The organism is Reyranella massiliensis 521 (genome assembly GCF_000312425.1).
Lineage (GTDB): Bacteria > Pseudomonadota > Alphaproteobacteria > Reyranellales > Reyranellaceae > Reyranella > Reyranella massiliensis.
Map to the genome: position 1 here is coordinate 3,650,955 of NZ_HE997181.1, position 22,667 is coordinate 3,673,621.

The 22,667-nt window shown below is 63.2% G+C and carries 21 protein-coding genes and 1 tRNA gene; 10 read left to right on the forward strand and 12 right to left on the reverse strand.

What is annotated here, in order from left to right:
* Window positions 1-42: 42 nt before the first annotated feature.
* From BN60_RS17830 to BN60_RS29115, 3 genes are all read left to right on the forward strand, one after another.
* The gene (locus tag BN60_RS17830) at window positions 43-750 is read left to right on the forward strand and encodes a response regulator (protein ID WP_020697479.1); all 708 of its coding nucleotides are present in this window, start codon (window positions 43-45) and stop codon (window positions 748-750) included.
* 48 nt (window positions 751-798) lie between these two features.
* Window positions 799-874: transfer RNA gene (locus BN60_RS17835), tRNA-Ile, on the forward strand.
* A 137-nt stretch (window positions 875-1,011) separates the two neighbouring features.
* Window positions 1,012-1,722: a C40 family peptidase gene (locus BN60_RS29115; protein WP_020697480.1), complete on the forward strand. Its 711-nt coding sequence runs from the start codon at window positions 1,012-1,014 to the stop codon at window positions 1,720-1,722.
* Window positions 1,723-1,737: 15 nt separating this feature from the next.
* Here the strand turns inward: BN60_RS29115 and fghA are convergent, their stop codons facing one another.
* Entirely contained in the window at window positions 1,738-2,586 is an 849-nt protein-coding gene (gene fghA, locus BN60_RS17845) for an S-formylglutathione hydrolase (protein WP_020697481.1), read from the reverse strand.
* 481 nt (window positions 2,587-3,067) lie between these two features.
* On the opposite strand from fghA, the gene dctP reads away from it, so the two are divergent.
* The 3 genes from dctP to BN60_RS17860 all read left to right on the forward strand — a co-directional run bounded on the left by dctP (window position 3,068) and on the right by BN60_RS17860 (window position 6,090).
* On the forward strand, window positions 3,068-4,108 hold the full coding sequence (gene dctP / locus BN60_RS17850; RefSeq protein WP_020697482.1) for a TRAP transporter substrate-binding protein DctP: 1,041 nt from the start codon (window positions 3,068-3,070) through the stop codon (window positions 4,106-4,108).
* A gap of 103 nt (window positions 4,109-4,211) precedes the next feature.
* Window positions 4,212-4,754 (forward strand): TRAP transporter small permease subunit, encoded by a 543-nt coding sequence (locus BN60_RS17855; RefSeq protein WP_020697483.1) that lies wholly within the window; start codon window positions 4,212-4,214, stop codon window positions 4,752-4,754.
* 13 nt (window positions 4,755-4,767) lie between these two features.
* A complete protein-coding gene (locus tag BN60_RS17860; protein ID WP_043286054.1) occupies window positions 4,768-6,090 on the forward strand; it encodes a TRAP transporter large permease in 1,323 nt (440 codons plus the stop codon).
* Window positions 6,091-6,131: 41 nt separating this feature from the next.
* On the opposite strand, the gene BN60_RS17865 is transcribed toward BN60_RS17860, so the two are convergent.
* Genes BN60_RS17865 through BN60_RS17875 form a run of 3 tightly spaced genes read right to left on the reverse strand, consistent with a single transcriptional unit; the run spans window position 6,132 to window position 9,174 of the window.
* Window positions 6,132-7,100, reverse strand: a complete 969-nt coding sequence (locus BN60_RS17865; protein WP_020697485.1) for a Bug family tripartite tricarboxylate transporter substrate binding protein — start codon at window positions 7,098-7,100, stop codon at window positions 6,132-6,134.
* Window position 7,101: 1 nt separating this feature from the next.
* On the reverse strand, window positions 7,102-8,070 hold the full coding sequence (locus BN60_RS17870; RefSeq protein WP_020697486.1) for a Bug family tripartite tricarboxylate transporter substrate binding protein: 969 nt from the start codon (window positions 8,068-8,070) through the stop codon (window positions 7,102-7,104).
* Between the two features lie 45 nt (window positions 8,071-8,115).
* Window positions 8,116-9,174: a TauD/TfdA family dioxygenase gene (locus BN60_RS17875; RefSeq protein ID WP_020697487.1), complete on the reverse strand. Its 1,059-nt coding sequence runs from the start codon at window positions 9,172-9,174 to the stop codon at window positions 8,116-8,118.
* A 99-nt stretch (window positions 9,175-9,273) separates the two neighbouring features.
* On the opposite strand from BN60_RS17875, the gene BN60_RS17880 reads away from it, so the two are divergent.
* Window positions 9,274-9,942, forward strand: coding sequence for a GntR family transcriptional regulator (locus BN60_RS17880; protein WP_020697488.1), 669 nt, complete (start codon window positions 9,274-9,276; stop codon window positions 9,940-9,942).
* Between the two features lie 323 nt (window positions 9,943-10,265).
* The gene (locus BN60_RS17885; RefSeq protein ID WP_020697490.1) at window positions 10,266-11,180 is read left to right on the forward strand and encodes a hypothetical protein; all 915 of its coding nucleotides are present in this window, start codon (window positions 10,266-10,268) and stop codon (window positions 11,178-11,180) included.
* Between the two features lie 94 nt (window positions 11,181-11,274).
* On the opposite strand, the gene BN60_RS17890 is transcribed toward BN60_RS17885, so the two are convergent.
* On the reverse strand, window positions 11,275-11,490 hold the full coding sequence (locus BN60_RS17890) for a hypothetical protein (RefSeq protein ID WP_148283467.1): 216 nt from the start codon (window positions 11,488-11,490) through the stop codon (window positions 11,275-11,277).
* Between the two features lie 373 nt (window positions 11,491-11,863).
* Between BN60_RS17890 and BN60_RS30510 the strand changes: the two genes are divergently transcribed.
* Complete coding sequence (locus tag BN60_RS30510) at window positions 11,864-12,274, forward strand: hypothetical protein (protein WP_148283468.1); 411 nt, start codon at window positions 11,864-11,866, stop codon at window positions 12,272-12,274.
* 30 nt (window positions 12,275-12,304) lie between these two features.
* On the opposite strand, the gene BN60_RS17900 is transcribed toward BN60_RS30510, so the two are convergent.
* A complete protein-coding gene (locus BN60_RS17900) occupies window positions 12,305-13,378 on the reverse strand; it encodes a M23 family metallopeptidase (RefSeq protein ID WP_202949823.1) in 1,074 nt (357 codons plus the stop codon).
* Between the two features lie 78 nt (window positions 13,379-13,456).
* Here BN60_RS17900 and BN60_RS17905 point away from each other — a divergent pair, with 78 nt between their 5' ends.
* Window positions 13,457-15,070 carry a GMC family oxidoreductase gene (locus tag BN60_RS17905; protein WP_020697494.1) on the forward strand — a complete coding sequence of 538 codons (1,614 nt, stop codon included), beginning with the start codon at window positions 13,457-13,459 and terminating at the stop codon, window positions 15,068-15,070.
* Window positions 15,071-15,089: 19 nt separating this feature from the next.
* On the opposite strand, the gene BN60_RS17910 is transcribed toward BN60_RS17905, so the two are convergent.
* The 6 genes from BN60_RS17910 to BN60_RS17935 all read right to left on the reverse strand — a co-directional run bounded on the left by BN60_RS17910 (window position 15,090) and on the right by BN60_RS17935 (window position 22,614).
* Entirely contained in the window at window positions 15,090-15,515 is a 426-nt protein-coding gene (locus BN60_RS17910) for a hypothetical protein (RefSeq protein ID WP_148283469.1), read from the reverse strand.
* Complete coding sequence (locus BN60_RS17915; RefSeq protein WP_051150152.1) at window positions 15,512-17,149, reverse strand: tetratricopeptide repeat protein; 1,638 nt, start codon at window positions 17,147-17,149, stop codon at window positions 15,512-15,514. The genes BN60_RS17910 and BN60_RS17915 overlap by 4 nt, the downstream gene beginning before the upstream one ends.
* A gap of 356 nt (window positions 17,150-17,505) precedes the next feature.
* On the reverse strand, window positions 17,506-19,371 hold the full coding sequence (locus BN60_RS17920) for a TRAP transporter large permease (RefSeq protein ID WP_020697497.1): 1,866 nt from the start codon (window positions 19,369-19,371) through the stop codon (window positions 17,506-17,508).
* A 67-nt stretch (window positions 19,372-19,438) separates the two neighbouring features.
* Window positions 19,439-20,452 (reverse strand): TRAP transporter substrate-binding protein, encoded by a 1,014-nt coding sequence (locus BN60_RS17925; RefSeq protein WP_020697498.1) that lies wholly within the window; start codon window positions 20,450-20,452, stop codon window positions 19,439-19,441.
* A gap of 213 nt (window positions 20,453-20,665) precedes the next feature.
* A complete protein-coding gene (locus BN60_RS17930; RefSeq protein ID WP_148283470.1) occupies window positions 20,666-21,430 on the reverse strand; it encodes a hypothetical protein in 765 nt (254 codons plus the stop codon).
* Between the two features lie 47 nt (window positions 21,431-21,477).
* Window positions 21,478-22,614, reverse strand: coding sequence for an aromatic ring-hydroxylating oxygenase subunit alpha (locus BN60_RS17935; RefSeq protein ID WP_020697500.1), 1,137 nt, complete (start codon window positions 22,612-22,614; stop codon window positions 21,478-21,480).
* Window positions 22,615-22,667: the final 53 nt, after the last annotated feature.

Sequence of the window (22,667 nt, forward strand, 5' to 3'; positions counted from 1 at the left end):
GTATTTTGACGTCATTCGTGAGTGTATATTTTGGATTCAATTATGCAGCAGCCGTCGGTTTTGCTGGTCGAGGACGACGCATTTCAGCGTAAGGCCGCCGAGACCTATCTGACGAACCATGATCTCAAGGTGATCGCCGTGGAGAATGGCGCGCAGATGCGCCGCCAGATCTCGCGGGCCATGCCCGACCTCGTGCTGCTCGACGTGCAGCTGCCCGGTCAGGAGGACGGCTTTTCGCTGGCCCGCTGGCTGCGCGAAAGCAACACGCGGGTCGGCATCATCATGCTGACGGCGTCGGGAGATTCGGGCGACAAGGTCCAGGGGCTGGAGAGCGGCGCCGACGACTATGTCGCCAAGCCGTACGAGCCGCGTGAACTTCTTGCACGATGCAAGAGCGTGTTGCGCCGCTCGGCCAACAAGGCAACACCGGCACGGCTCGAACGGGTTCGCATGGGCCGCCACACGCTCGACCTGACGCGACGCGCCCTCTTCGACGAGGCCAACCAGGACGTCCCGCTGACCTCCGGCGAGTTCGACATCCTGAAGACCTTCGCCGAAAACCCCAACCGGCCACTGTCGCGCGACTGGCTGCTCGAGACCACGAGCCACCGCAGCCGCGACCCCTTCGACCGGGCGATCGACCTGCGCATCACCCGGATCCGCCGCAAGATCGAACCGGCCCCGAACAAGCCGACAGTCATCCGCACCGTGCGCGGCACCGGCTACATGTTCGTCCCGCCTATGGAATAAGCCCCGGAATGGGCTAAAAGGGCCGCCCCGGCCCCGCCGGGGCGCTGGGGGCCCGTAGTTCAGCGGTTAGAACGAGCCGCTCATAACGGTTATGTCGCAGGTTCGAATCCTGCCGGGCCTACCACCGACCCGCTGCCCCGGCCTCCCGACGGCGACCATTGTGGCAAATTTGCAACATTTGTTGGACGGGAACGTCACCCTCCGCCAGTATGGGGTCAGGCTACCGGCCACCTGTCACTGGTTTGAAGGGGAATTGAGTTCATGGCTTTGAGAAACGGGCGCGGCACCTCCTCAAACGTACAAGCAATCCTCAAGACGACAGTCTACTCAGTCACGGTTCTGGCCACTCTGGCCCTGTTCGGGGCGATCGGCGTCCTGTCTCCCGCAAGCGCCCAGGTCAAGGCGCCTGCGAAGTCCAAAATGAAGCCAGTCGCCAAGGCCGATCCGACCGACCAAATGGCCGACCAGCTCAATGCCAAATGGCAGCAGGAAAATGCTGCGTTCTCCGGATTCGGCCAGGCAGCGCCCGCCGCGACCAAGGCGTCGTATGCCGTCCCTCCCGCTGCCTCAGTCCCGGCGCCCGGCGTCGGACATGAGTGGGGCGACCGCCTGGTTTCGCGCGCCATGAACTACCTGGGCACGCCCTATCGCTATGGCGGCACCTCGCCGAAGACAGGCTTCGACTGCAGCGGCTTTGTCTACTACCTCTATGGCGCGGTCTTCGGACACAGGATCCCGCGCATGCCGCACGACATGGTGCGCCAGGGCACGCCCGTCGCACGCGGCGACCTCAAGCGGGGAGACCTCGTCCTCTTCGGCCACCGCGGCACCTTCACCCACATCGGAATCTATGCCGGCAACAACCAGTTCGTTCACGCCACCCATAGCGGCTCGCCCGTCATGGTGACGAACCTGGACGCCGACTACTACCGGACGCGCTACATGACGGCGGTGAGGCTGTCGCCGCAGTAGCGGCGGTGTAGTCGCTCACACGCAGAGTCTGTCTGCGTGCCATTTGAGATGGTCCTCGATGAAGCTCTGGATGAACCAGTACGAGTGGTCGTAGCGTTCGTGTCGCCGCAGGACCAGCTCCTGGCCTGAGCTTGCCGCAGCCGCTTCGAGGGAATCGGGCCGAAGCTGCGTCGCGAGAAACTGGTCCTCCAGCCCCTGATCGACGAGAAGAGAACTCGGAAAGCGGCTCCCCCGCTTCAGCAGCTCACTGGCATCCCACTCCGCCCAGCGCGAACGATCCGCGCCGAGATAGTTGCCGAACGCCTTCTCGCCCCACGGTACGTCGACGGGGTTGCAGATCGGCGCGAACGCCGAAGCCGACAGATAGGCCTGCGGATTCCTGAGCGCGATCACCAGCGCCCCATGTCCGCCCATCGAATGGCCGAAAACGCCGCGCCGCGCCGCATCGACCGGGAAGCTGGCTTCGACGAGCGCCGGAAGCTCCCGCGTCACATAGGAATACATGCGATAGTTCCGCCGCCACGGCTCTGCTTCCGCGTCGAGATAGAAGCCGGCCCCCGTACCGAAATCCCAATCGTCGTCCTCGCCCGGCAGGCCAAGGCCGCGCGGGCTGGTGTCCGGCGTCACGAGCACGAGCCCGAGTTCGGCGGCATGACGCAAAGCGTTCGCCTTGATCATGAACGTCTCTTCCGTGCAGGTGAGGCCTGCCAGGAAATAGAGCGCCGGACGCGGACGCGCCGGGGCATTCGGCGGCACGAAGACCGAGAACTTCATCTCGCCGCCGATCTCCGTCGAGGCGTGGCTGTAGAACCCGATCGTCCCACCGAAACATGCCTGCTCGCTTCGCGTCGTCACATTGGCCATTTGCATTCCCGTTGGCAAAACCGCGTGAGCGTTTCTCGCGCGCCGAGACTTGTCAGTGCACGCGAGGCAGCTCCTCCGCATTCGGGATATCCCAGTTGCCGGCCATTAGAAAGAACATGAAAGCCAAAGCGACTCGCCCGATGACTGCGTCGTCGTTGGCCCATGGTCCGCAGGCGAGCCGATTGACGAAGAGCGATGCCCATCGCGTCCTGGCGTGCGTTGAGCCCCTGCATCGCTGACGTTACCAACGACGGCCCCGATTGAATCCGGAGCCTCGCGATCTCCAGCGCTTGTGAAGTACACGCGCCTTCGAATGCCGCCTCCAATGCGGGCATTGCGGAACGGCTTCTCAACTTTAGATGTGAAGAATGACGAACGCCGACGCGAATCGCACAGGCAACATCGTCATGTTGTCGCCATGATTGGCCCGCTAGGTCATCACGATTCAATCAAAGAAAAGACAACAATGGAGGAATGAAGCGTGACCGATTCTCGGAAAGTTGTACTTCGCCGCTCGATCATCGTCGGCTCTGCGACCACCATCGCAGCCCCTGCGATCATGGGAAGCGCGCTCGCGCAGCAGAAGGTGACCTGGAAGGTGCAATCGCACTGGCCCAAGGCATCTGGCTCCTTCAACGACAGTCTCGGCGTCCTCGCGAAGCAACTCGAGACCCGTACAGACGGCCGCTTCAAACTCGAACTGTTCGGCGCCGGCGAGATCGCCAAGGACCGTGAGATCTATAATGTCGTGCGTCGTGGCGTTGTTCCCATGGGGACGATCTCGCCGGCCTACATTCTGGGCGAAGCGCAGGCGATGGGTATCTTCTACGGCGTACCCGGCACGCTGCGCGAAACCTGGGAGATGATGCAGCTCACCAAGAACCTCGGAATCGAGAAGATGGTGAACGACGAGCTGCGGCCCAAGGGCGTACTGATCAAGGGTGAGAAGGCATACCCGACAGAAGTGGTGCTGCGGAAGAAGATCGAGTCGGCGGCCGACCTGGGCTCGCTCAAGATCCGGTCGGCCGGAACCATGCTCGAATATCTCGCCGCAGCAGGCGCCTCGCCACAGCAGATCGCAGGGCCGGAAATCTACCAGGCCATCTCGACCGGCGTGGTCGACGGCGCACACTGGGGGGCGGCGATCGGCGCCCTGTCGATGAAGTTCTGGGAGGTCGCGCGCTTCCACATGAAGCCGGCGCTCGGCATCACAAACGACGCGTGGATCGTGAACACGGCCGCGCTCGACAAGCTCCCGCCCGACCTGAAGCTGCAGTTCATGTCGCTTCTCGAAGAGCGCTACTTCCTGCGGTCGGTCGAGTACCTGCAGCAAGAGGCGATCGCCCTCAATACCGGCAAGGCGAAAATGAACGTCGAGGTCCTGCGCTTTCCCGACGATGTTCTGAAAAAATTCGCCGATGCATCGGCGGCGATCCTGAAGAAGGAAGCGGCCAAGGGCGACATTTCGGCAAAGGGTGCCCAGGCACTCACCAAGCTGATGACCGATCTCGGGTACGTCTGAGCGGCCTGCCGGTTGCGGGGCTTCTTGCCCTGCACATCAACGGTCTGTCAGCACGACGGCACTTCCGCGCCGTCGCGCCCGAACTGCCAGCCAAAGGTGACGAATGACCAGGATCGCCGGGGCGATCACCCGCCTCAACATCGCGATTGCGCGCGTGGCCGCTTGGCTGATCGCGCCGATGTTCCTCCTGCTGATGGCGGACGTCATCATGCGTTATATCGTGGGGAGTGCCGCGATCTGGACGGCCGAGTTTGCGCAGTTGATCTTCGGCGTCTACGCGGTGATCTGCGGCGGCTATCTCCTCGTCGAGCGCGCGCACGTCAACGTCGACATCCTCTACGGCCGGTTCCGGCGTGCCACCAAGGCGAAGGTCGACCTCGCGACCTCGATCCTCTTCTTCCTCTTCCTCGGCGTCCTGATCTGGCAGAGCGCCGACATGGCTTGGGAGTCGGCGGAGAGCCTCGAGACTTCCAATAGCATCTGGAACCCCTGGATCTGGCCGGCGAAGGTCGCGATCCCGATCGCCGGAGTCCTGCTCCTCCTCCAGGGCCTCGTCAGGATCGCCTCGGACATCCGCACCGTAATGGGTCTCGAGAACGATCCCGCCATCTTCGGCAAGCAAGCCACCGACGAACCTTCCCACTGAACGGATGACCACCTTGTCTGTCGAACTCGTAACGCTCCTCTTCTTCGGCTCTCTGCTGGTCTTCCTGTTCATCGGCACGCCGCTGGTCTTCACGCTCGGCGGCATCTCCGTGATCTTCCTGTACTTCACGATGGGATCGGTGGGCTTCTACATCGTCGCGTCCAAGTTCTGGGACTCGATGATGAGCTTCACGCTGATCGCCATCCCGATGTACGTCTATATGGCCATGCTCCTGGAGAAATCCGGGGTCGCACAGGACCTCTACCGCATGATGCATGTCTGGTTCGGTGGGATGCGCGGCGGCCTGGCGATCGGCACGGTTGCGATCTGCGCGATCTTCGCCGCCATGAGCGGCATCAGCGGCGCCGCGGTCGTGACCATGGGAACGATTGCGCTGCCGCGCATGTTGGAGCGCGGCTACGACAAGCGCCTTGCCGTGGGGGCCATCAATTGCGGCGGTGGCTGGGGCATCCTCATTCCGCCTTCGATCCTTATGGTCCTCTATGCGCTGCTGACCGAAGTGTCGGTCGGCCGCCTGTTCGCGTCCGGCATTGGGCCGGGCATCCTGCTGTTCGTCCTGGTGTCGATCTATATCGGCGTGCGGGCGTGGCTGCAGCCCTCTCTGGCGCCGACAATCCCGCCCGAGGAGCGCGGCGACTGGGCCCTGAAACTCCGCACGCTGAAGGCGGTGTTCCTGCCGCTGATGATCGTCTTCCTGGTACTGGGCGCAATCTTCGGCGGCTTCGCGACGCCCACCGAGGCCGCCGCCATCGGCGTCTTCGGCGCCCTGATCGCGTCGGCGATCCACCGCAAGCTGTCGATCCCCGTGCTGACCGACGCCGCGATGCAGACGCTGCGACTCACGGCCCTCATCATGTGGATCCTGTTCGCCGCGCACGCCTTCTCGACGGCCTACACGACGCTCGGCGCAAACGAGCTCATGAACCACCTGATGTCGCTCATCCCGGGCGGCAAGTGGGGATCGCTCGCCTTCATGCTGCTTGTGCTGCTGCTGCTCGGCATGGTGCTGGATCCGGTCGGCATCATGCTGATCACGCTGCCGGTGTTCCTGCCTGTCGTACAGTCGTTCGGCTGGGACCCGATCTGGTTCGGCGTCATCTTCATCATCATGATGGAGATCGGCTACATGACGCCGCCCTTCGGCTTCAACCTCTTCTACCTCAAGGCGGTGGCGCCACCCGACGTCACGATGAGCGACATCTACTGGTCGGTCATTCCCTACGTGCTCGTCACGTTCGTCGGCGTGCTCATCATCATCCTGATACCCGACATCGCGCTCTACTTCCCGAACCTGTTCTTCGGGGTTTCGACATAGGAATCCTGGCTCGGCTGAGGCAAGGCGACTGACATACGCACCTAGTCGACCTTGGCCCCCGCCAGAGCGACGACCTCGCGCCACTTTACAATCTCGGCTTCGATGAAGGCCTTCGTGGCTGCCGGTGTGAGCGGCTCGCTCGCCTCTACATTGAGGGCTTGCAGTCGTTCGGCCAGGTTCTGATCGGCGAGCGCCTTGTAGATGGCTTTGTTCAGCCGCTCGACGATCTCGCGGGGCGTGCCGGCCGGTGCGGCCACGACATTCCAGGTGCCACCGACAAAGTCGGGAAGTCCAGCTTCTTTCATGGTGGGAATCTCCGGCAGCACGCCGCTGCGCTTCTCAGCCATGAGCCCGAGAGGCACAAGCTGCCCTGCTCTGATGTTCTCCATGACCGGCCCCAGCGTGCCGAACATGAAGGCGTGGCGACCCGCCAGCAGATCCTGCAGGGCCGGTCCCGTGCCACGGTAGGGAACATGCAGCACATCGACTTCGGCGCGAGTCTTGAACAGCTCGCCGGCCAAATGATTGGTGGTGCCGTTGCCCGAGGAGGGATAGCTCCCCTTGCCGGGCTCTGCCTTCAACTTGGAGATCAGTTCCTTGAGCGTGCGCGACTGCCCTTGCGGCACCAGCAGCGCCATGGGCGCAAGCCCGACCAGCGCGATCGCCTCGAAATCCTTCACGGGGTGATAGGGCAGGCTGGTGTAGAGGGAGATGTTGATGCCGTGCGTTGCCGCCGTTCCGAACAGCAGCGTGTAGCCGTCCGGTTTCGCCTTGGCCACGAGGTCCGTGCCGACATTGCCGCCGGCCCCGCCCTTGTTGTCGATGATCACCTGCTGGCCGAGATCGGCCGCCATGCCGACCGCCACGACACGCGCGATGAGATCGGTCGGACCACCGGGCGGGAAAGGCACCACCAGGCGCAACGGCTTCTCGGGATACTGGGCAAGAGCAGTTCCAGCGCACAGGAACAGGGCGATACTTCCGGCAATCGCTGCCTTCACAAGACGCATATCAGTCGACCTTCGCTCCAGCTGCGCGTATGACTTCGCGCCATTTCACGATCTCGGCGGAAACGAACGCGCGCGTGCTCGCCGGCGTGGAATCCGTGACCGCCTCGATGCCAAGTTGCCGCAATCGATCCGCCACGGTCTCGCTGGCAAGAGCCTTGTTGATCGCCACGTTCAGCCGATCGACGATCTCCTTGGGCGTCCCGGCGGGCGCGGCGACCACGTTCCATGTCCCGCCGACGAAATCGCGGAGGCCCGCTTCGGCCGTGGTCGGCACGTCGGGCCGCGCCTGGCTGCGCTTGTCCGCCATGATCGCCACGGCATAAAGCTTGCCGGCCTTGATCTGTTCGAGCGACGTGCCGAAGGAATCGAACATGAAGGTGACGCGGCCCCCCATGAGGTCCTGCAGCGCCGGCCCCGAACCACGGTAGGGTACGTGCACCGCGTCGATGCCGGCGCGGCTCTTGAAGAGTTCACCCGCGAGGTGATTGGTCGTGCCGTTGCCCGAGGAGGCGTAGGTTGCCTTGCCCGGTTCCGACTTCAACTTCGCGATCAGCTCCTTCAGCACGCGCGGCTGATCCGGTGGCACCAGAAGGACCATCGGCACGAGCCCGGTGAGCGCGATCAGCTCGAAGTCCTTCAAGGGATCGTAAGGCAGGGTCTTGTAGAGGGAGATGTTGATGCCGTGGGTCGCGGCCGTGCCGAACAGCAGCGTGTAACCGTCCGGCTTCGCCTTTGCCACGAGATCAGTGCCGACCGTTCCGCCGGCACCGGCCTTGTTGTCGATCAGGACCTGCTGCCCAAGCTGCTCGGCCAGTCCGGCCGACAGCACACGGGCGAAAACGTCGGTCGGGCCGCCGGGTGGGAACGGTACGACCAGCCGCACAGGCTTGTCAGGGTATTGAGCCATGGCGCTGCCGCATGACAACAGCAGCGCCAGGCCCGCGATCAGCGCGCGCCTCGTCAGTTGCATGTTTCCTCCGGGATTTTCTTGGTCTTGTTCAACAGCAACGACAGGTCAGTGTGTCGTCACCTCTTTCATCGTGACGAAATTGTAAGAAGGAGCACGTGGGTTTGCGCGCCACTTGTCCATATCCTGGTAGCGGTCGCGCAGTGCCGACGGAAAATCCTCGAAGGCCGGCGTGCGCAGCCACAGGCGCAGGAGGTGCCGCTTCCGCTCTTCCTCCTGGTGATCCTCGTAGGCCGTCCGCGAATGGAGCACGCAGTAGTTGTTCACGAACTGCATGTCGCCGCGCTCCAGCTTCATGTCGAGGCGGAAGGTCGGGTCCTTGCAGAGCTCCGCGACCGCATCGAGCGCCTCGATCTGCAACGGCGTGAGACGCGGCACCTCATTGAAGCGCTGCGCCGAGTCGATGAAGGTACGGTTGAAACGGTTGAACATCCGGCCTTTGTGCCAGATGAAGATGGGCGTGACGTAATAGGGCTTCTGGCCCTCCGACTCCTCGCCGCGGCGATCCGCATAGAAGGGTTGGGTCAGCACCTTGACGAGGTCGGGCCGCGAGCGCAGCAGCGCGTTATAGACCGAGACGGAACTGGCCACCGCGGAAAGGCCCCCGTTCTTGGCCGTCTCCAGGCAGCACAGGCCGACGATGTCGCAGGAATCGTTATGGAAGGGCAACAGAGAGGCGGTCTGATAGCCGCGCGCATGCATGTCCTTGTACTGGTCGCGGCCGAGGTCGCGAACATGGCCCAGCACGTCGCCCTGGGCATTCTGCGCGACCGCTCGGCCCAGATGTGCGCCGATGCCCCAGTAGATGAGCCCCATCTCCTCCGCACTGTAGCGGTCGCGCGGCAGGCCGCGGATCAGCATGATGCCCAGCCCGTTCTCGATCTCCGTCTGCAACAGTCGAAGCGTGCGCGCGAAGCGCTTGAGCGGGAAATGCTCTTTGCCAACGTCGGGAATCTGCTGTCCGGTCGATTGCAGATGGCGAAGCGCGGCATCGATCTCGGCGATCTCGAGGTCGCTCAGCCGGTAGATCCACTCGTCGCCAGTTTGGATATCGCGTCCCAGCCACGCAGCGCGGGAAATGACCTCCTCAAGTTGGAACTCCTTCATGGTCACTTCCTCCTGTATAATGTCGACATTATTAACGTCGGACATTCCACATGGAGTTAGTGGAAGCAAGCAAAAAATCCCGATAAAGCAGTCCAATCCATGGCGAGCCCTCCTCAGAAGACCTACGACATCTATGCGACCCTGCCCGCCCAGATCGCGGTGCGAATTGGTCAAGCCATCGTCGAGAACGAATTCAAGCCGGGGCAGAAGCTGCGGGAAGTCGATCTGGCGGCCGCGTTCGGCGTCAGCCGGGCGTCCGTGCGGGAGGCTTTGCGTGCGGTAGAGCGCGAAGGGCTGGTGACGATCCTGCCGCAACGTGGCGCCCAGGTGACCGCCCTCTCCGTCGAGGAAGTGCAGGATATCTTCGAGATTCGCGCCCACCTGATGGGACTGGCATGCCATCGGCTGGCAGGAGCATTGCCCACTGACAAGACGGCGGAGCTGGAGCGACTGCTCGAGGCACTGCAACGCGCCCTCAAGGATGGCGACGCTTATGCACGGGCGAGTTTGGCCATCAGCGAATTCTGCGTTCGACACGCCGGCAGCCGCCGGCTTGCCGATCTTATCCTGTCGTTCGGCCGTCAGACCGCGCGATACACGCGCCTCAGCCTCTCCACGCCTGAACGCCGCCGGCAGTCCAGCGCCAACTGGAGCAAGCTCGTAAAGGCGATCCTTTCGGGCGATGCATCGGAAGCCGAACGAACTTCCCGCCAGCTGGTTCTCGATACGCGCGATACGGCCTTGCAGCTGCTCACCCGGGATTCATGAGAGCAGCTTCTCGCCCTTAATCTGATCGAAGATCGCACTCGGGCTGTCATCGGATTTCGCCGATCCGCATTTATAAGGGCAGAGTTTCCGCCGCCACCCACCTTGACGACGAGTCGTTGATCAGAGAACGCCAACCGCGACCAGAACGGTCGGCTCCTCTCCAAAGTTGCGCCGGCGGGCGCAACGTTTCCGTTTAGGGCCCGTTGCCGGGGAACCAACGAATGCAAGGGACCCCCATGAACTCCATCATCTATCTCGTCGGCCTCGTCGTGATCGTGATGTTCATCCTCTCCTTCGTCGGCCTGCGCTGAAGGATCACGATCATGGCAACCGTCACTGTTCCCGCCGCCGTCGTCGCTCCCGAAACCCTCGCACCGCCGCATCCCATCGAATGGGGGCCCGTCGTCCTGGGAGGGTTGGCGGCGACCGCAATCTCCGTCGTGCTCCTGACCTTCGGCGCAGCCCTTGGCTTGTCGGCGGTATCGCCCTACCCGTATGCCGGCCTATCGGCCAAGTCGATGGCAGTGCTGAGCGGAACCTATGCAGCGCTGGTCATGGTCGGCGCCTTTGCCGCCGGTGGATACCTGGCGGGCCGCTTGCGCAAGCCGTGGGCCGAGGGTGTCGAAGTCGAACGGCACTTCCGTGACGGTGCGCACGGTTTCGCCGTCTGGGCGCTCGGCGTCGTCCTCGGCGCTTGCCTCAGCGTCGCCGGAGTCGGCGCACTTGCGAAAGGCGCAACGCAGGCCGTGACGGCCGTGGCTGCGGGCGGCGCGTCCAACCCAGCCGCCACTTCCCTCGCCTTGGATCCCGCGACCTACGCTGTTGATCGCGTGCTGGCACCCAATCCGACCCCGAACGGCCCAGCCGCCCCAGCGATCACCTCGCGCGCCGATCTTGCGGCGCCCATGGCCCGCGCGTTCGCCGCCGGCCTCCGCAACGACCAACTCGAACCTCGCGACCGCACCTACCTCGCCCAGCTCGTGCAGCAGCAGACAGGCATCAGTCAGGCGGATGCCGAGCGACGGGTCGACGACGCCTTTGCCGACCTCAAGGCGGCCGAGGCACGCGCGCGCGCTGCCGCCGAGGCTGCCCGCAAAGCCGCCCTGATCGCAGCCTTCGCCGTGGCCGCCACCCTCGCCATCGGCTGCGCAGCCGCCTGTGCCGGTGCTGCGCTGGGGGCGCGCCATCGCGATGAAAACACGCTGGTCACGCTCTTCGGCTCCCGCCGCTTCTGGTAGAACCAGAGGCGATCCGAAACGACCGAGCCGCGGCATTTCAGGCCGCGGCTCCTCTGCGCCCCGGGGCGGCGGGCGCACTTCCTAAGTGATCCTGCTAGTGGCGTCCGGCGATCTTCAGCCCCTCTTCGGTCAACACGACGCTAATCGCCGGCTGGCCAGTGACCCGGATCCAGTTCCTGCCACTCGCCCACACCAAGGCAGCGACAATCGCCTCGTCGCGCATGTCGATATCGAGGCCTGCCAGTTTCACCCAGAACTCGCGACGGCTCGCCTGCTGCCGCGCCACGTCACGGCAGAGTTTTCGGGCCAATGATTTGGTCCTGTTCATCATCGACCACAACGCCCGACCCGATCGATGGTTCGGGTGGCTCTCAGCTGGGTGCTTGGACCGTCGGCGTCTCAGGGGTCCGCTCCGGGGAGAAGGAAACGGACCCCTGTACGCACACTCCGAACCTTCGACGGCCGGGGAAAAGCCAACCGAAGGTAAAGAGTGAAATGCCCGGGACCGCGCCGGGTTGCGTCCTTCGATGCTTAGACCAACATCGCGAGCCTAAGGAGCATGTCAGATCGGTACGGTGGGTCGCAAAACTCGCGTGGATCGGTCCGTGCAGATCGGGGACAAGGCAAGGAGGACCGGCGCGAAGCCGGCCTTCCGCGGACAAGCCGAAGCGAAGGGGCCGCGCATGCGAACTGTGTTGATGGCCATGGTTGGCGCCTGCGTTCCCTGGGGAACGCTCCACGCCCAATCACTGGAGGGGCAATGGGCCGTCCTGCAGGTCTGCGAAGCGACCCAGGAAGGTGCTCGGGGCTACACGTGGCGGTATAGCGCCCGCGTGACGGATGGTCACTTTGTCGGACAGTTCCGAGAAAAGGGACAGAGTCCGTCGATGACCTTGGAGGGGCGCATCAAGGCCGACGGCACCGCCTCCCTGTCGGCGCGCGGCATCTCGGGCTCTGCCGAATTCAATCAGAAGTTCGCCACCACGGCGACGCCCATCTCCTTCGAAGTCATCGCGAAGTTCACGGGCACGACAGGCACCGGCGAGCGCGTAGGCAGTCGTGCCTGCAAGTTCACCTTCACAAAAAGCGGCTGAGCGACAGGCGAATGCCAGATCGAATAGCCTCTACTCCAAGGTCAATGTCTCGGTCCTGCCGATCCTTGCTTTTCCATCCCGCCTGACTTCGACGATCGCCTTGTAGGGTCCTCGAGGCCATCCAGCCGGCGGCCGCTTCGCTCCAGCGAACAGCATGTACTGCGCCTTGTTTCGATCGAGTGTCGTGCCGTTCTGACCGAGGGGATTGCCATCCGGGCCGAGCACGCGAACCGTGATCTGGTCATCCTTCTGCAAATTGATCGCCCACACATAGGCAACGAGTGCGGGAGACGCCAAGGTGGGAACGGTGGGATGCGGCTTGCCTGCTTCAAGCTGCTCCAGTTGAACGGGTGCTCCCGAGAAGGCGAACGCCAGGATCTCGCCCTGCCGATAGGCAAGTGCTTTGCGAGCCGTCGAAGACCACAGCGATTGCTTCGGCTCTCCACAAGCAGCCGTCGGATCAGGCTGGAAGGGATCGATCGCCTTCCCATCCTTGCGCACCGTTAAATGGACATGGGGGAAAGCTGCATCACCTGAATAGCCGATTTCACCGAGCTTCTGCCCCGTCTCGACCGGGTCGCCCCGCTTGACCGCAACCGAACCGCGCCTCAGATGGCAATACTGGGTCTGCCAATCGTTTCCATGATCGATCAGCACGCCGTTGCCGCATTCCCGGTTGGCGATCCTCAACCGATCTTCGGGCGACTGGACAAGCTGGTCCGGCATGCCGTCCCGCGTCGACACGACCGTGCCAGCCGCGGCGGCAACGACGCCGACCCCGCGATCGACGTCGGCAGTGCTGCGCAGGCGGATATCGGTCCCGTCATGGCCGTTGTAACTCTGCCCGCCGCAGGCATAGTCGCGTACGCCGGCCCCCGGATCGTGATCGGCATACTGCTGGACAAAGCACTCGGTTCCCATCTCACAGGCGACGGGCGACGACAGTTCGAATGCCGCGGCCGGCGAAGACAAGAGAACCAGGAGTGCTGTCGCTCTCTTCAGCATAGTCTTCCCTGCGGGGGCCCGGCCCCTCGATTTGCTACCTCCAATATCTGGCCGACACAACGCATCTGGCGAAACCGACGGTGGATCGGCGCGCGCCACGTCTTGCCATGACGTCTGGTGGCTGCTCCCTTTCTCGCCAGGAAACGCGCCATTTAAGCAAGAACGAGAGAAGTCGCGATGCAGAAAGACACCACCTATGACTACATCGTCGTCGGTGCCGGATCGGCGGGAGCGGTGGTCGCCAGCCGGCTGACGGAGAGCGGCAAGCATCGCGTTCTCCTGCTTGAAGCGGGAACCCAGGGATCGAACTTCTTCTGGTCGCGGGTGCCCGTCGGCGTGGCCAAGATGATCGACGATCCGGCTGTCAACTGGTGCTACTCGTCCGAGCCCGACGAAGGCTCGGGCGGCCGGCGCATCGACGTGCCGCGCGGCAAGATGCTGGGCGGCTCGAGTTCGATCAACGGCATGGTCTACATCCGCGGCCAGGCCCAGGACTACGATCACTGGGCGCAGCTCGGCAATCGCGGTTGGAGCTATCAAGACGTGCTGCCGATCTTCAAGCGGATGGAACGCTTCGATGGCGGCTCGGACGAATTTCGGGGCCGCGACGGGGTCCTGCGCGTCACCCACACGCCACGCAACAAGGTGCCATTGCTGGAGAAGATGATCGCGGCGGCCGAGCAGATCGGACTGCCCTACAATCCGGATCAGAACGGCGCGACGCAGGAAGGCATCGGCATGTCACAGGTGACGATCGCAAAGGGTCGCCGCCAAAGCACGGCCTTCTGCTATCTCGACCCGGCCCGTGCGCGCGCCAATCTCACGATCGATCAGGGTGCGATGGCCGAGTCGCTCATCCTGGAAGGCAAACGCTGTGTCGGCGTCCGCTACTCCGTCGGTGGCGTGACGCGAGAAGCCAGGGCCACGCGCGAGGTCATCGTCTCGGGCGGCTCGATCAACTCGCCGAAACTCCTCGAGCTCTCCGGCATCGGCCAGGCGGACAGGCTGCGCGCCCTCGGCATCACTCCGACGCACAAACTGCGTGGCGTCGGCGAGAACCTGCGCGACCACTATTCCCCTCGCATGAAGTTCGCCATCACGGGCAAGAACCTCACCTTCAACGACAATGCGCGCGGCTGGCGGCTGGCACGCGAGGCGCTGAAGTATGCCCTGTTCCGCGAGGGCTTCCTTGCCTCGACCTCGGTGCCGATCCGGCTCTATTTTCGCACGCGGGTCGGCCTCGAAACGCCCGATGCAACGATCTCGATCGCGCCGTTCCTCTACGAGATGGTCGGACACGAGCGGCGCGTCTCGAAGAGGAAGGGCATCACCATGAACGTGAACGTGCTGCGCTCCGAAAGCACGGGCTCGATCCACATCAAGTCCGCCGATCCGACCGAGCCGCCGGCAATCCGCTTCAACTTCCTGTCGACCGACCACGATCGCCGCGGCGTGCTGGCCGTCCTGCGCAAGGGCCGCGAACTGATGTCGACCTCGCCGCTGAAGGAGGTGACGGGCGAGGAGATCGCTCCGGGTGCGCACCTTCAGAAGGACGACGAACTGCTGGATTGGGTGAGGATGAATGCAGAAACGACCTATCACCCGGTCGGCACCTGCAAGATGGGCACGGATCCGATGGCCGTGGTCGATTCCGAATTGCGGGTTCACGGGATGACGGGGCTGCGCATTGCCGATGCCTCCATCATGCCGACCCTGACGAGCGGCAATACCAATGCGCCCACGATCATGATCGGCGAAAAGTGCGCTGGAATGGTTCTGGCCGCCGCTTGAGCGTCAGCGTGGTCGCTTCCTAGCTCTCGGGCTTCAGCCAGAGGGTGAGCGGAACAGCGCGCCGATCCGGGCATTTGAGCATGCCGGTATATGAATCCGATTGGCGGCCGCTGTAGGAACACTCGACGCCGTTGACGATCAGAGTGGCCGTCAGGCGCGAAGCCGAATGTCCCGAGAGTCGGACACGCAGTTCGCCGGTCCTTTCCTCCGGCCCGTCCTGGGTACAGTAGCCGACATGCAGCATCTTGATCGGCCCCACGAATTCTTTCGTACGGTCAGAGCCGGCGGCCGTAATGCTGCCCGTCAGCTCCCATTCGCCGAGGACGCCGATGTAGCCGGTGATCTGAAGCGACTCGCCATGCGCCGTTGCCCCAAGCCCAACCAGCCCGGCCGCGAGCAGCAAAGTGCTCGCGGCGTGCCTTGGTGATGGAAGCCTGGCCATCATGGATTCTTGACCAGGAACTGGCGGGCATCGGCAATCTCCGCCCGGTCTTCATCGGCACCCGCGGCAATCGTCGTCACTTTGGCGAAGTGTTGTCGTGCCTTGGCCTTGTCGCCGCTCATCTCTGCGGCCTTTGCCGCGCCCGCGTACGCGGCGAGGCGATTGGGTTCCTTCTTGAGCGTCGCCTCGAAGGCGACCAGCGCGTCGCCGGCGTTTCCGCGCTCCAGCAGCATCACGCCGTACAGTTCACGCGCGGGCTTGGGAACACCCGGCGTCACCGGATGCTTCTCCGAACGGTCCTCCGCATCCGCCGCGGCACTCATCGCCTTCAACGCCTCGTCGTACTTGCCTTCGGCGTAGAGCACCCAGGCCGTCGCCACCTGGCACTGGATGTCGACCTGCTCGGCCCAGTAGGCATCCTTGGCTTCGCGCAGCTTGTCCCGCAGTTCCGCCAGCTTGGCGATATCGGCTTTGGCGCTCGCCGGATCGCCGGTGCGCGCGGCACCCAGCGCCCGCGCCCAGTAGCTGATCGCCTGTACATGCGGTGGCGCTCCGGCACGCACCGGCAGCACAGCCGCTTCCTTCCAGTCGCCGCGCTCGATGGCGTACCGCGCTGGCGAAGCGGCCAGCGCATAACCGGCGGGGAAGTAGGCGTCGGCGCCTTTGACCGTAACCATCTCGTCGATTACGGCCTTGGCCTTGCGGTCCTGACCCAGCTGCAGATTGGCATAGACGAGGTAGTCCATGGCGTGGAGCTGATCGCCGGCCTCGCCATCCTCCTTCGCGACACGCGCCGACTCGGCGTTCGACCTGATCGAATCGTCCCAAAGGCCAAGACGCGTGAAGATATGCGAGGGCATGTGCTGGGCGTGTGCCGCGGCGGGCGCAATCTGTGCGTATCGGCGCGCCGCATCGAGGCCTTTTTCAGCGATGGGCGGATAGTCGTAGAGGTGGATCAGGTAGTGAGCCACGCCTGGATGGTCCGGCTTGCGCTGGAAAATGGGCTCCAGCAACGCGCCGCCCTTGAGCTGGTTGGCGTAAGTCTTGTCCGCCGGTGAAGCCGAGGTGTTCAGCGCAAGTGCGTAGTGAATCTGCGCCTCGTCGTCGTCGCGATAGCGCTGTGCGAGCTGCTCCATCGCCTTGGAATAGGCCACGATGCGCGTGCGGTGATCGACCTTGTCGTAATCGGCGTACATGACCCAAAGCGCATCCAGATAGTCCCGTTCGCGCTGAGTCTTCGCGCCGACGGTCTTGCCCTTTGTCAGAACCGCCGCGCCGTCGGCAAGGTTCTTCGCCGGTGGCGGCACATGGGGATTCCAGAGCAAGCTGAGCGCAATACCCCAGTAGGCGATGCCGCAGTCGGGATCCTTCTTCAGGACCTCCTCGAATGTCCGCTGCGACGCCCGGTACCAGAACGAGTGCTGATACAGCATCGCCTTGTCGAAGAGCTTCTGGGCCTCCGGACTGCACGACGTCTCGAAGCTCACCGTGCCGAGCCGTTCGGGGTTCGTCTGTGCGGTCGCCTGATCGATGAGTTCGGCGCCCGAAGCGAGGACAGCAGCAGCCAACGCTATGCGGAACGACTTGCCCGCGCGTGCAACAACAGAGTGCGAATCACCACGGTGAGTCCCAGTCATGAATTCCTCCGTCGTAGTCAGCGACCGCTGGGGCCGCCCAAGTTGGTGACGACAACGCTCTGAACGCGGAAGAAAAAGGGTAACTCAGGAAGAGTTCCGGAAAGGCCGAGAGGATCTTGCAATCAATCCCAAGCGCGGTCGCCGGAATGTACTGGTGCTTGACGCTTCTACACCTGACTGCCGATCCGCTGGGATCGCAGCTTACCATCCAGTCTCTTGAGCTGGATTTCTCTGGAAGCAACCCTAGTGGGATCCCCCACGATCCGCCGCACACATTTGAGTGACGGATGGCCAGGCCGAAGAAAAATCACACTGGCGACAGTGTATTTATGGGCAGGCTCAAAACGGCTCGCACCCTAAAGGAAGGCCACCGAGAACCAGGGCACCGCCGCGATGACCGCCAAACCAGCCATCAGCGCCAGCAAGTACGACCAGATCGCGCCGATAGCTTCGTCCGGTGACACGTTGCCGATACGGCAGGCCAGATAGAAGCCGATGCCGATGGGCGGGGTCATCAGCCCGATGTTCATCGCGGTCACGATGGTCATTGCATAGTGAATGTCGTTGACCCCCAGGCTCTTGGCGATCGGAAACATCAGCGGGGCCATCAGAACGATCGCCGGCAGCCCCTCCAGAACGCAGCCCAGGACCAGGAAAACCAGGATGCTGAAAATCATGAAGACGACGTAACCGCCCGGCATCGATGCCATGAACTGGGTGACGTCGCGGGCAATGCCGGCCTGCGTGATCGCCCATGCCATGGCCGAGGCCGTTCCGAGGATCAGCAGAATGGCGCCGGTCAGGGCCGCCGTTTCCACAAGCATGGCATAGGATCGCTTCAGGCTGATGCCGCCGTAAAGCACAACGCCGATGAACGCCGCATACAGAACGGCAATCGTCGAAACTTCCGTGGCCGTGGCGACGCCTCCCGACACCGTGCTGCGGATCAGGAACGGCAGGACCAGCGCCGGGGCGGCGATCAGCGCCGTGCGGCCGATGAGGCGCAGGCTGGGCCGCTGGACCCCGGACATGTCCTCGTTGCGGGCCTTCCAGCGGGCCAGGACGGCCAGGCCCAGGAGCAGGACCATCGCGATGGCAAAGCCGCTGGTGAACAGCGCCGCGATCGAGACTCCGGCCACCGAGCCGAGGACAATGAGGACGATGCTGGGCGGCACCGTGTCCGCCATGGCGGCTCCCGTCGCCAGCAGCGCGATCATTTCGCGGGGCTTGTTGCCCCGGCGCTTCATCTCCGGAAACAGCGCCGGCGCAACGGTCGCCATGTCGGAGACCTTGGATCCGGAAATGCCGGACACGACGAAGAGCGAGCCCAGCAGCACATAGGACATGCCGGCCCGGATATGGCCGAGCCACGAGGCGAGGAAGTCGACGATGGCCTTGCCCATGCCCGTGGCATCGAGAATGCACCCGAGCAGGAGAAACACGGGCACCGACAGCAGGATGATGCTGGACATGCCCTCGTCCATGCGGCCCACGACGACCGAAAGCGGGGCCGTCGTGCCGAATGCCAGGTAACTGATCGTGCCGATGCCGAAGCAGAACGCGATGGGCACACCGCACGCCAGACTGACGGAAACGAACAGGACGAGGAAGAGCAGCAGCTTGGCGTTCCCGGCCCTCACCAGTTGCGGCGAGAAATGCCACAGAAGGCCTGCTATTGCGCCGACGATGACAAGGGCCAGCAGCAGTTGCCGCAGATCCGGGGAGCGAAGCGCATAGCGAACCACAAGCACGAGCATCAGGACGATGCCGAAGGGGATGGCGGCGACGCGGAAGCTGTTGGGGATGCCAAGCGCGGGCGTGGTGATGAACCATTCGTCCATCGTGTATTCGACGGCATGCGGCAGCAGCGAGGCCAGCACGGCCGCGACGACGACGAGCCCTAGCGCGTCGATGAAGTTCCGGCGCTTCTCGGAAAAGAGATTTACGAACAAGGTCAGGCGCAGATGCTCGCTGCGGTCGAGCGCCATCGCCGAACCCAGCATCGCGACCCAGATGAAACTGATCGAGCAGACCTCGTCGATCCAGACGACGGGAAAATTGAACAGGTAACGGGAGGTGACGCCGGCGAGCAGAAGCAGGACGATGGCGAGCATCAGCAGGGCCGCGATCGCGTTGATCGGCTCGAGCCACTTCCACCGGCTGCCCGAAGCGGGGCTGCCAAGCGACTCCGACAGGTCGAGGTGTTCAGCCGGCGCGGTCATGGCGAGCCCCAAACGGATCTGCAGATTGAGGAAACGCCCCGATCGCGTCGATCGGGGCGCGTTGCACTCAGCTCAGCTTGCCGGTGTACTTCTCCAGGACAGACCAAGCTTCGTCGCCGTACTTGCCCTTCCACTCCGCGTAGAAGCCGGCGGTCCGCAGCTTGTCGCGGAAGGCTTCCGCCTTGGGCTGGTTGATGACCATGCCCTTGTCGGTCAGCTCCTTCTGCAGGCCAGCATTCAGCTGCGCCACGTCTTCGCGCTCCTTGAGGCCGGCGGCATTTACATGCTTGGCGACCACCGTGCGGAGGTTCTCCGGCAGCCGCTCCCAGGCGCGGCGGTTCGCCAGGAACCAGAAGCCGTCCCACATGTGGTTGGTGAGCGAGCAGTACTTCTGAACCTCGTAGAGCTTCGCGGTCGCGATGATCGCCAGCGGATTCTCCTGGCCGTCGACGACCTTGGTCTGCAGAGCCGTGTAGACCTCGGAGAAGTTGATGCTGGCCGGTGCGGCATCGAACGCCTTGTACATCGACGTCCACAGCGGCGAGACCGGCACGCGGATCTTGAAGCCCTTAAGGTCTTCCGGGCCCTGGATCGGCTTGGTCGACGACGTGGTCTGGCGGAAGCCGTTGTCCCAGATCTTCTCCATGGCGACGAGATTGGCCTTTGCGATCTGGTTGCGGACATACTGGCCCAGCTCGCCATCCATCGCCTTCCAGACCGACGGATAGTCCGGGAAGGCAAAGCCGATCCCGTTGATCGAGGCGACCGGAACCAGGGTGGACAGGATCAGCCCGGACAGCGTGAAGAACTCGATGCCCCCCGAGCGAAGCTGACTGAGCATGTCGGTGTCCGACCCGAGCTGGTTCGACGGGAAAATCTGGATCTCGACCCGGCCGTTGGTCTCAGCCTTGATCGCGTCCGCCATCTCCTTTGCTCTGACGTTCATCGGATGCGCGACAGGCAGGTTGTTCGCGTATTTGTAAGAGAACTCCGCACTCTGGGCGCGCGCCACCCACGGGGCAGCAACCACGGCGGTGGCAAAGGCAGACGTCCCGAGCAGCGTCCTGCGAGATACTTTCATACTTTCCTCCGGTCCTTCTCGTTCCACCCTATGGAATTCGCCGACGTGCAAATTCCAACGCTCCCGGACGGTCGGGAGGCCGAGCGGGATACTATGATTTCAGTTCGACTTACAGAATTTTGCCAACGCCTTCGGAAGCGCGGTTGCGCCCGCGTGCAGAAACACCCTGTTCGCAGGTCTGCTGTCCCGGCGCTAGTCCAAACGCGGCCGGTACTAGGTGAGCTTATAGTGCCTTTGGAAGAAGGCCGAATGCAGCCCGCCGTCAGGTGGTCTCGCGGCGATATGTTGCGTAATCTGAGCATTCTCCGAACTGTTGCCAGCGACCATCAGCACGACATGGTTCACCGGAATGGTCCTGAGCGTCTCCTGCTTCAGCAGTTCGTCGAGAATGGCTTCCGGCTCGCCCTCGGGCACGGGAATCCAGTACCGCAAAGCCTTGAGCATGCTCTGCGTGCCAGGATCATGCGTCCTGTAGTCGCCGGCGACATAGTGCGTGCCCAGCGTTTCGATCCTGGCAATGCAGATCGGTTCTCCCTCGCTGTCGGGATCCTCAGCACTATGGTCGGTGTGCAGACCGTGCGGTTCGGGGACCGTGAACTTGCCGTAGGCGTAGTGCCCCTTGCGATAGCGGGCCGGGGGGACGAGGACGCTCATCATTTCGTCAACGTCGTTATTATAGCGACGCACATAGTTCGCCATCGTGTTGGGCGTACCGTCGACAAAATTCTTCTGAAGCCAATCGTCATCGACATATTCGGTTCTCACGTCGCCCAAGCGCCGCGCATATTCATGGATCGCCTTGCTTGCAGCTTCAGGAAAGCGGGCAATCGGCATCGGCAAGTGAGTGTGCGCCTCGCGATCATTGAAGTTCACATGCATTCGTTCAATGAGCGCCCACTGGCAGGACGAGAACTGCACCGGCTCCAACATCCCGAGCCTGGCCGGTAAGGTTGCCCATGCCTGCTGAAGTGATGTCATCGGTGATTCCAGATCCAAGGCAGACACTCTTGGCGAGGAGCCCTCGCCTACTCCTGGTGCGCCTCCAGCTTCTCGATATGCTCCGCCAGGTGTCGGTGAAAATGGCCGATGGCCTGCTCGTAATGGCCGAACGTGAAATGGGTGTTGGCACCCGACGCCAGTCCGGCCTGGATGGCGCAGGCCGCGCGCCGGTCTTCCGTCAAACCGGAGTCCTGCACGAAATTGGCATCGCGCCTAGCCTCGGCAATATCGAGCGGCTTCCCGTTCTTGATTCGTGGCGCGAGTTGATAGACCACCCAATGCGTCTGCGACGGGCTTACCGGCTCCAGAATGGTGAGCAGCACGTGGCTGGACAGAAAGCTGAGGTGCGTATTGGGGAAGAGCTGGTGCACATCGGTGATGCGCCCTTGAACATTCCATTCTTCGCGCGGCAACTGCCGCAGCTTCTCGATGCGCCTGAACGGAAAGACGATCCGCGAATTGCGGCCGTGAAGCTCGACGATATTCAGATTGTCGTAGCCGTAGGGATAGAAGGATTGATTGTGGAGGGCCTTGATATGATAGCCCTCCATGGAGGTCTCGCCGATCAGCTTCCAGTTGGCAGGATCGTCGAATTCGATCTTGTTGAAGACGACGTAGTCGGGCGGCAGAAGATCCGGCGTGTCGGGCAACGCCCCATCCGACAGCGGCGTCCCCTGGGTCACAAAGACAAGGCCACCCTTCTCCTGCACCGCGACGGGCACGAGCCCATGCTCTTCCTTGACCAGGTCCGGAAAGCCGTCTTCGCCGGGAACATGGCGCAGCGCGCCGTCGAGGCCATAGGTCCAAGCATGATAAGGGCAGGCGAATGCGCGTTTGCAGCCTTCGCCTTCTTCGAGCTTCATGCCGCGATGACGGCAGGCATTGCGGAATCCTCGAACGATGCCATCCGTGCCCCGAACCACCAGAAGCGGCGTGCCGACCGTGGTGCGCGCGATGTAGGACCCCGCCTCCGGCAACGCCGCTGAAGGGCAGAAAACCATCGGTACGCGGCGCAGCACCTCCATCTCGACCGCAAAGCGTTCGGGAGAGGAATAGTTCGCAGCGGGCTCACGCCATACCGACGTGCCCTTGTCGGTCGAATTGCCATCGACATGCGCCAGAATGCGATCGACCAGTTCGACATCGTTGAGGAGCGCGCTCATTCTTCCTCTCGCTGTGCAGACTCGATATGCCCAAGGCTCGAACTGAAAGTATC

Bases quoted from the DNA above. Each gene is read 5' to 3' on its own strand.
- BN60_RS17830 (WP_020697479.1), top strand. From the start codon at position 43: ATGCAGCAGCCGTCGGTTTTGCTGGTCGAGGACGACGCATTTCAGCGT.
- BN60_RS29115 (WP_020697480.1), top strand. From the start codon at position 1,012: ATGGCTTTGAGAAACGGGCGCGGCACCTCCTCAAACGTACAAGCAATC.
- fghA (WP_020697481.1), bottom strand. From the start codon at position 2,586: ATGGCCAATGTGACGACGCGAAGCGAGCAGGCATGTTTCGGTGGGACG.
- BN60_RS17855 (WP_020697483.1), top strand. From the start codon at position 4,212: ATGACCAGGATCGCCGGGGCGATCACCCGCCTCAACATCGCGATTGCG.
- BN60_RS17865 (WP_020697485.1), bottom strand. From the start codon at position 7,100: ATGCGTCTTGTGAAGGCAGCGATTGCCGGAAGTATCGCCCTGTTCCTG.
- BN60_RS17870 (WP_020697486.1), bottom strand. From the start codon at position 8,070: ATGCAACTGACGAGGCGCGCGCTGATCGCGGGCCTGGCGCTGCTGTTG.
- BN60_RS17875 (WP_020697487.1), bottom strand. From the start codon at position 9,174: ATGAAGGAGTTCCAACTTGAGGAGGTCATTTCCCGCGCTGCGTGGCTG.
- BN60_RS17880 (WP_020697488.1), top strand. From the start codon at position 9,274: ATGGCGAGCCCTCCTCAGAAGACCTACGACATCTATGCGACCCTGCCC.
- BN60_RS17885 (WP_020697490.1), top strand. From the start codon at position 10,266: ATGGCAACCGTCACTGTTCCCGCCGCCGTCGTCGCTCCCGAAACCCTC.
- BN60_RS30510 (WP_148283468.1), top strand. From the start codon at position 11,864: ATGCGAACTGTGTTGATGGCCATGGTTGGCGCCTGCGTTCCCTGGGGA.
- BN60_RS17905 (WP_020697494.1), top strand. From the start codon at position 13,457: ATGCAGAAAGACACCACCTATGACTACATCGTCGTCGGTGCCGGATCG.
- BN60_RS17910 (WP_148283469.1), bottom strand. From the start codon at position 15,515: ATGATGGCCAGGCTTCCATCACCAAGGCACGCCGCGAGCACTTTGCTG.
- BN60_RS17915 (WP_051150152.1), bottom strand. From the start codon at position 17,149: ATGACTGGGACTCACCGTGGTGATTCGCACTCTGTTGTTGCACGCGCG.
- BN60_RS17920 (WP_020697497.1), bottom strand. From the start codon at position 19,371: ATGACCGCGCCGGCTGAACACCTCGACCTGTCGGAGTCGCTTGGCAGC.
- BN60_RS17925 (WP_020697498.1), bottom strand. From the start codon at position 20,452: ATGAAAGTATCTCGCAGGACGCTGCTCGGGACGTCTGCCTTTGCCACC.
- BN60_RS17930 (WP_148283470.1), bottom strand. From the start codon at position 21,430: ATGACATCACTTCAGCAGGCATGGGCAACCTTACCGGCCAGGCTCGGG.
- BN60_RS17935 (WP_020697500.1), bottom strand. From the start codon at position 22,614: ATGAGCGCGCTCCTCAACGATGTCGAACTGGTCGATCGCATTCTGGCG.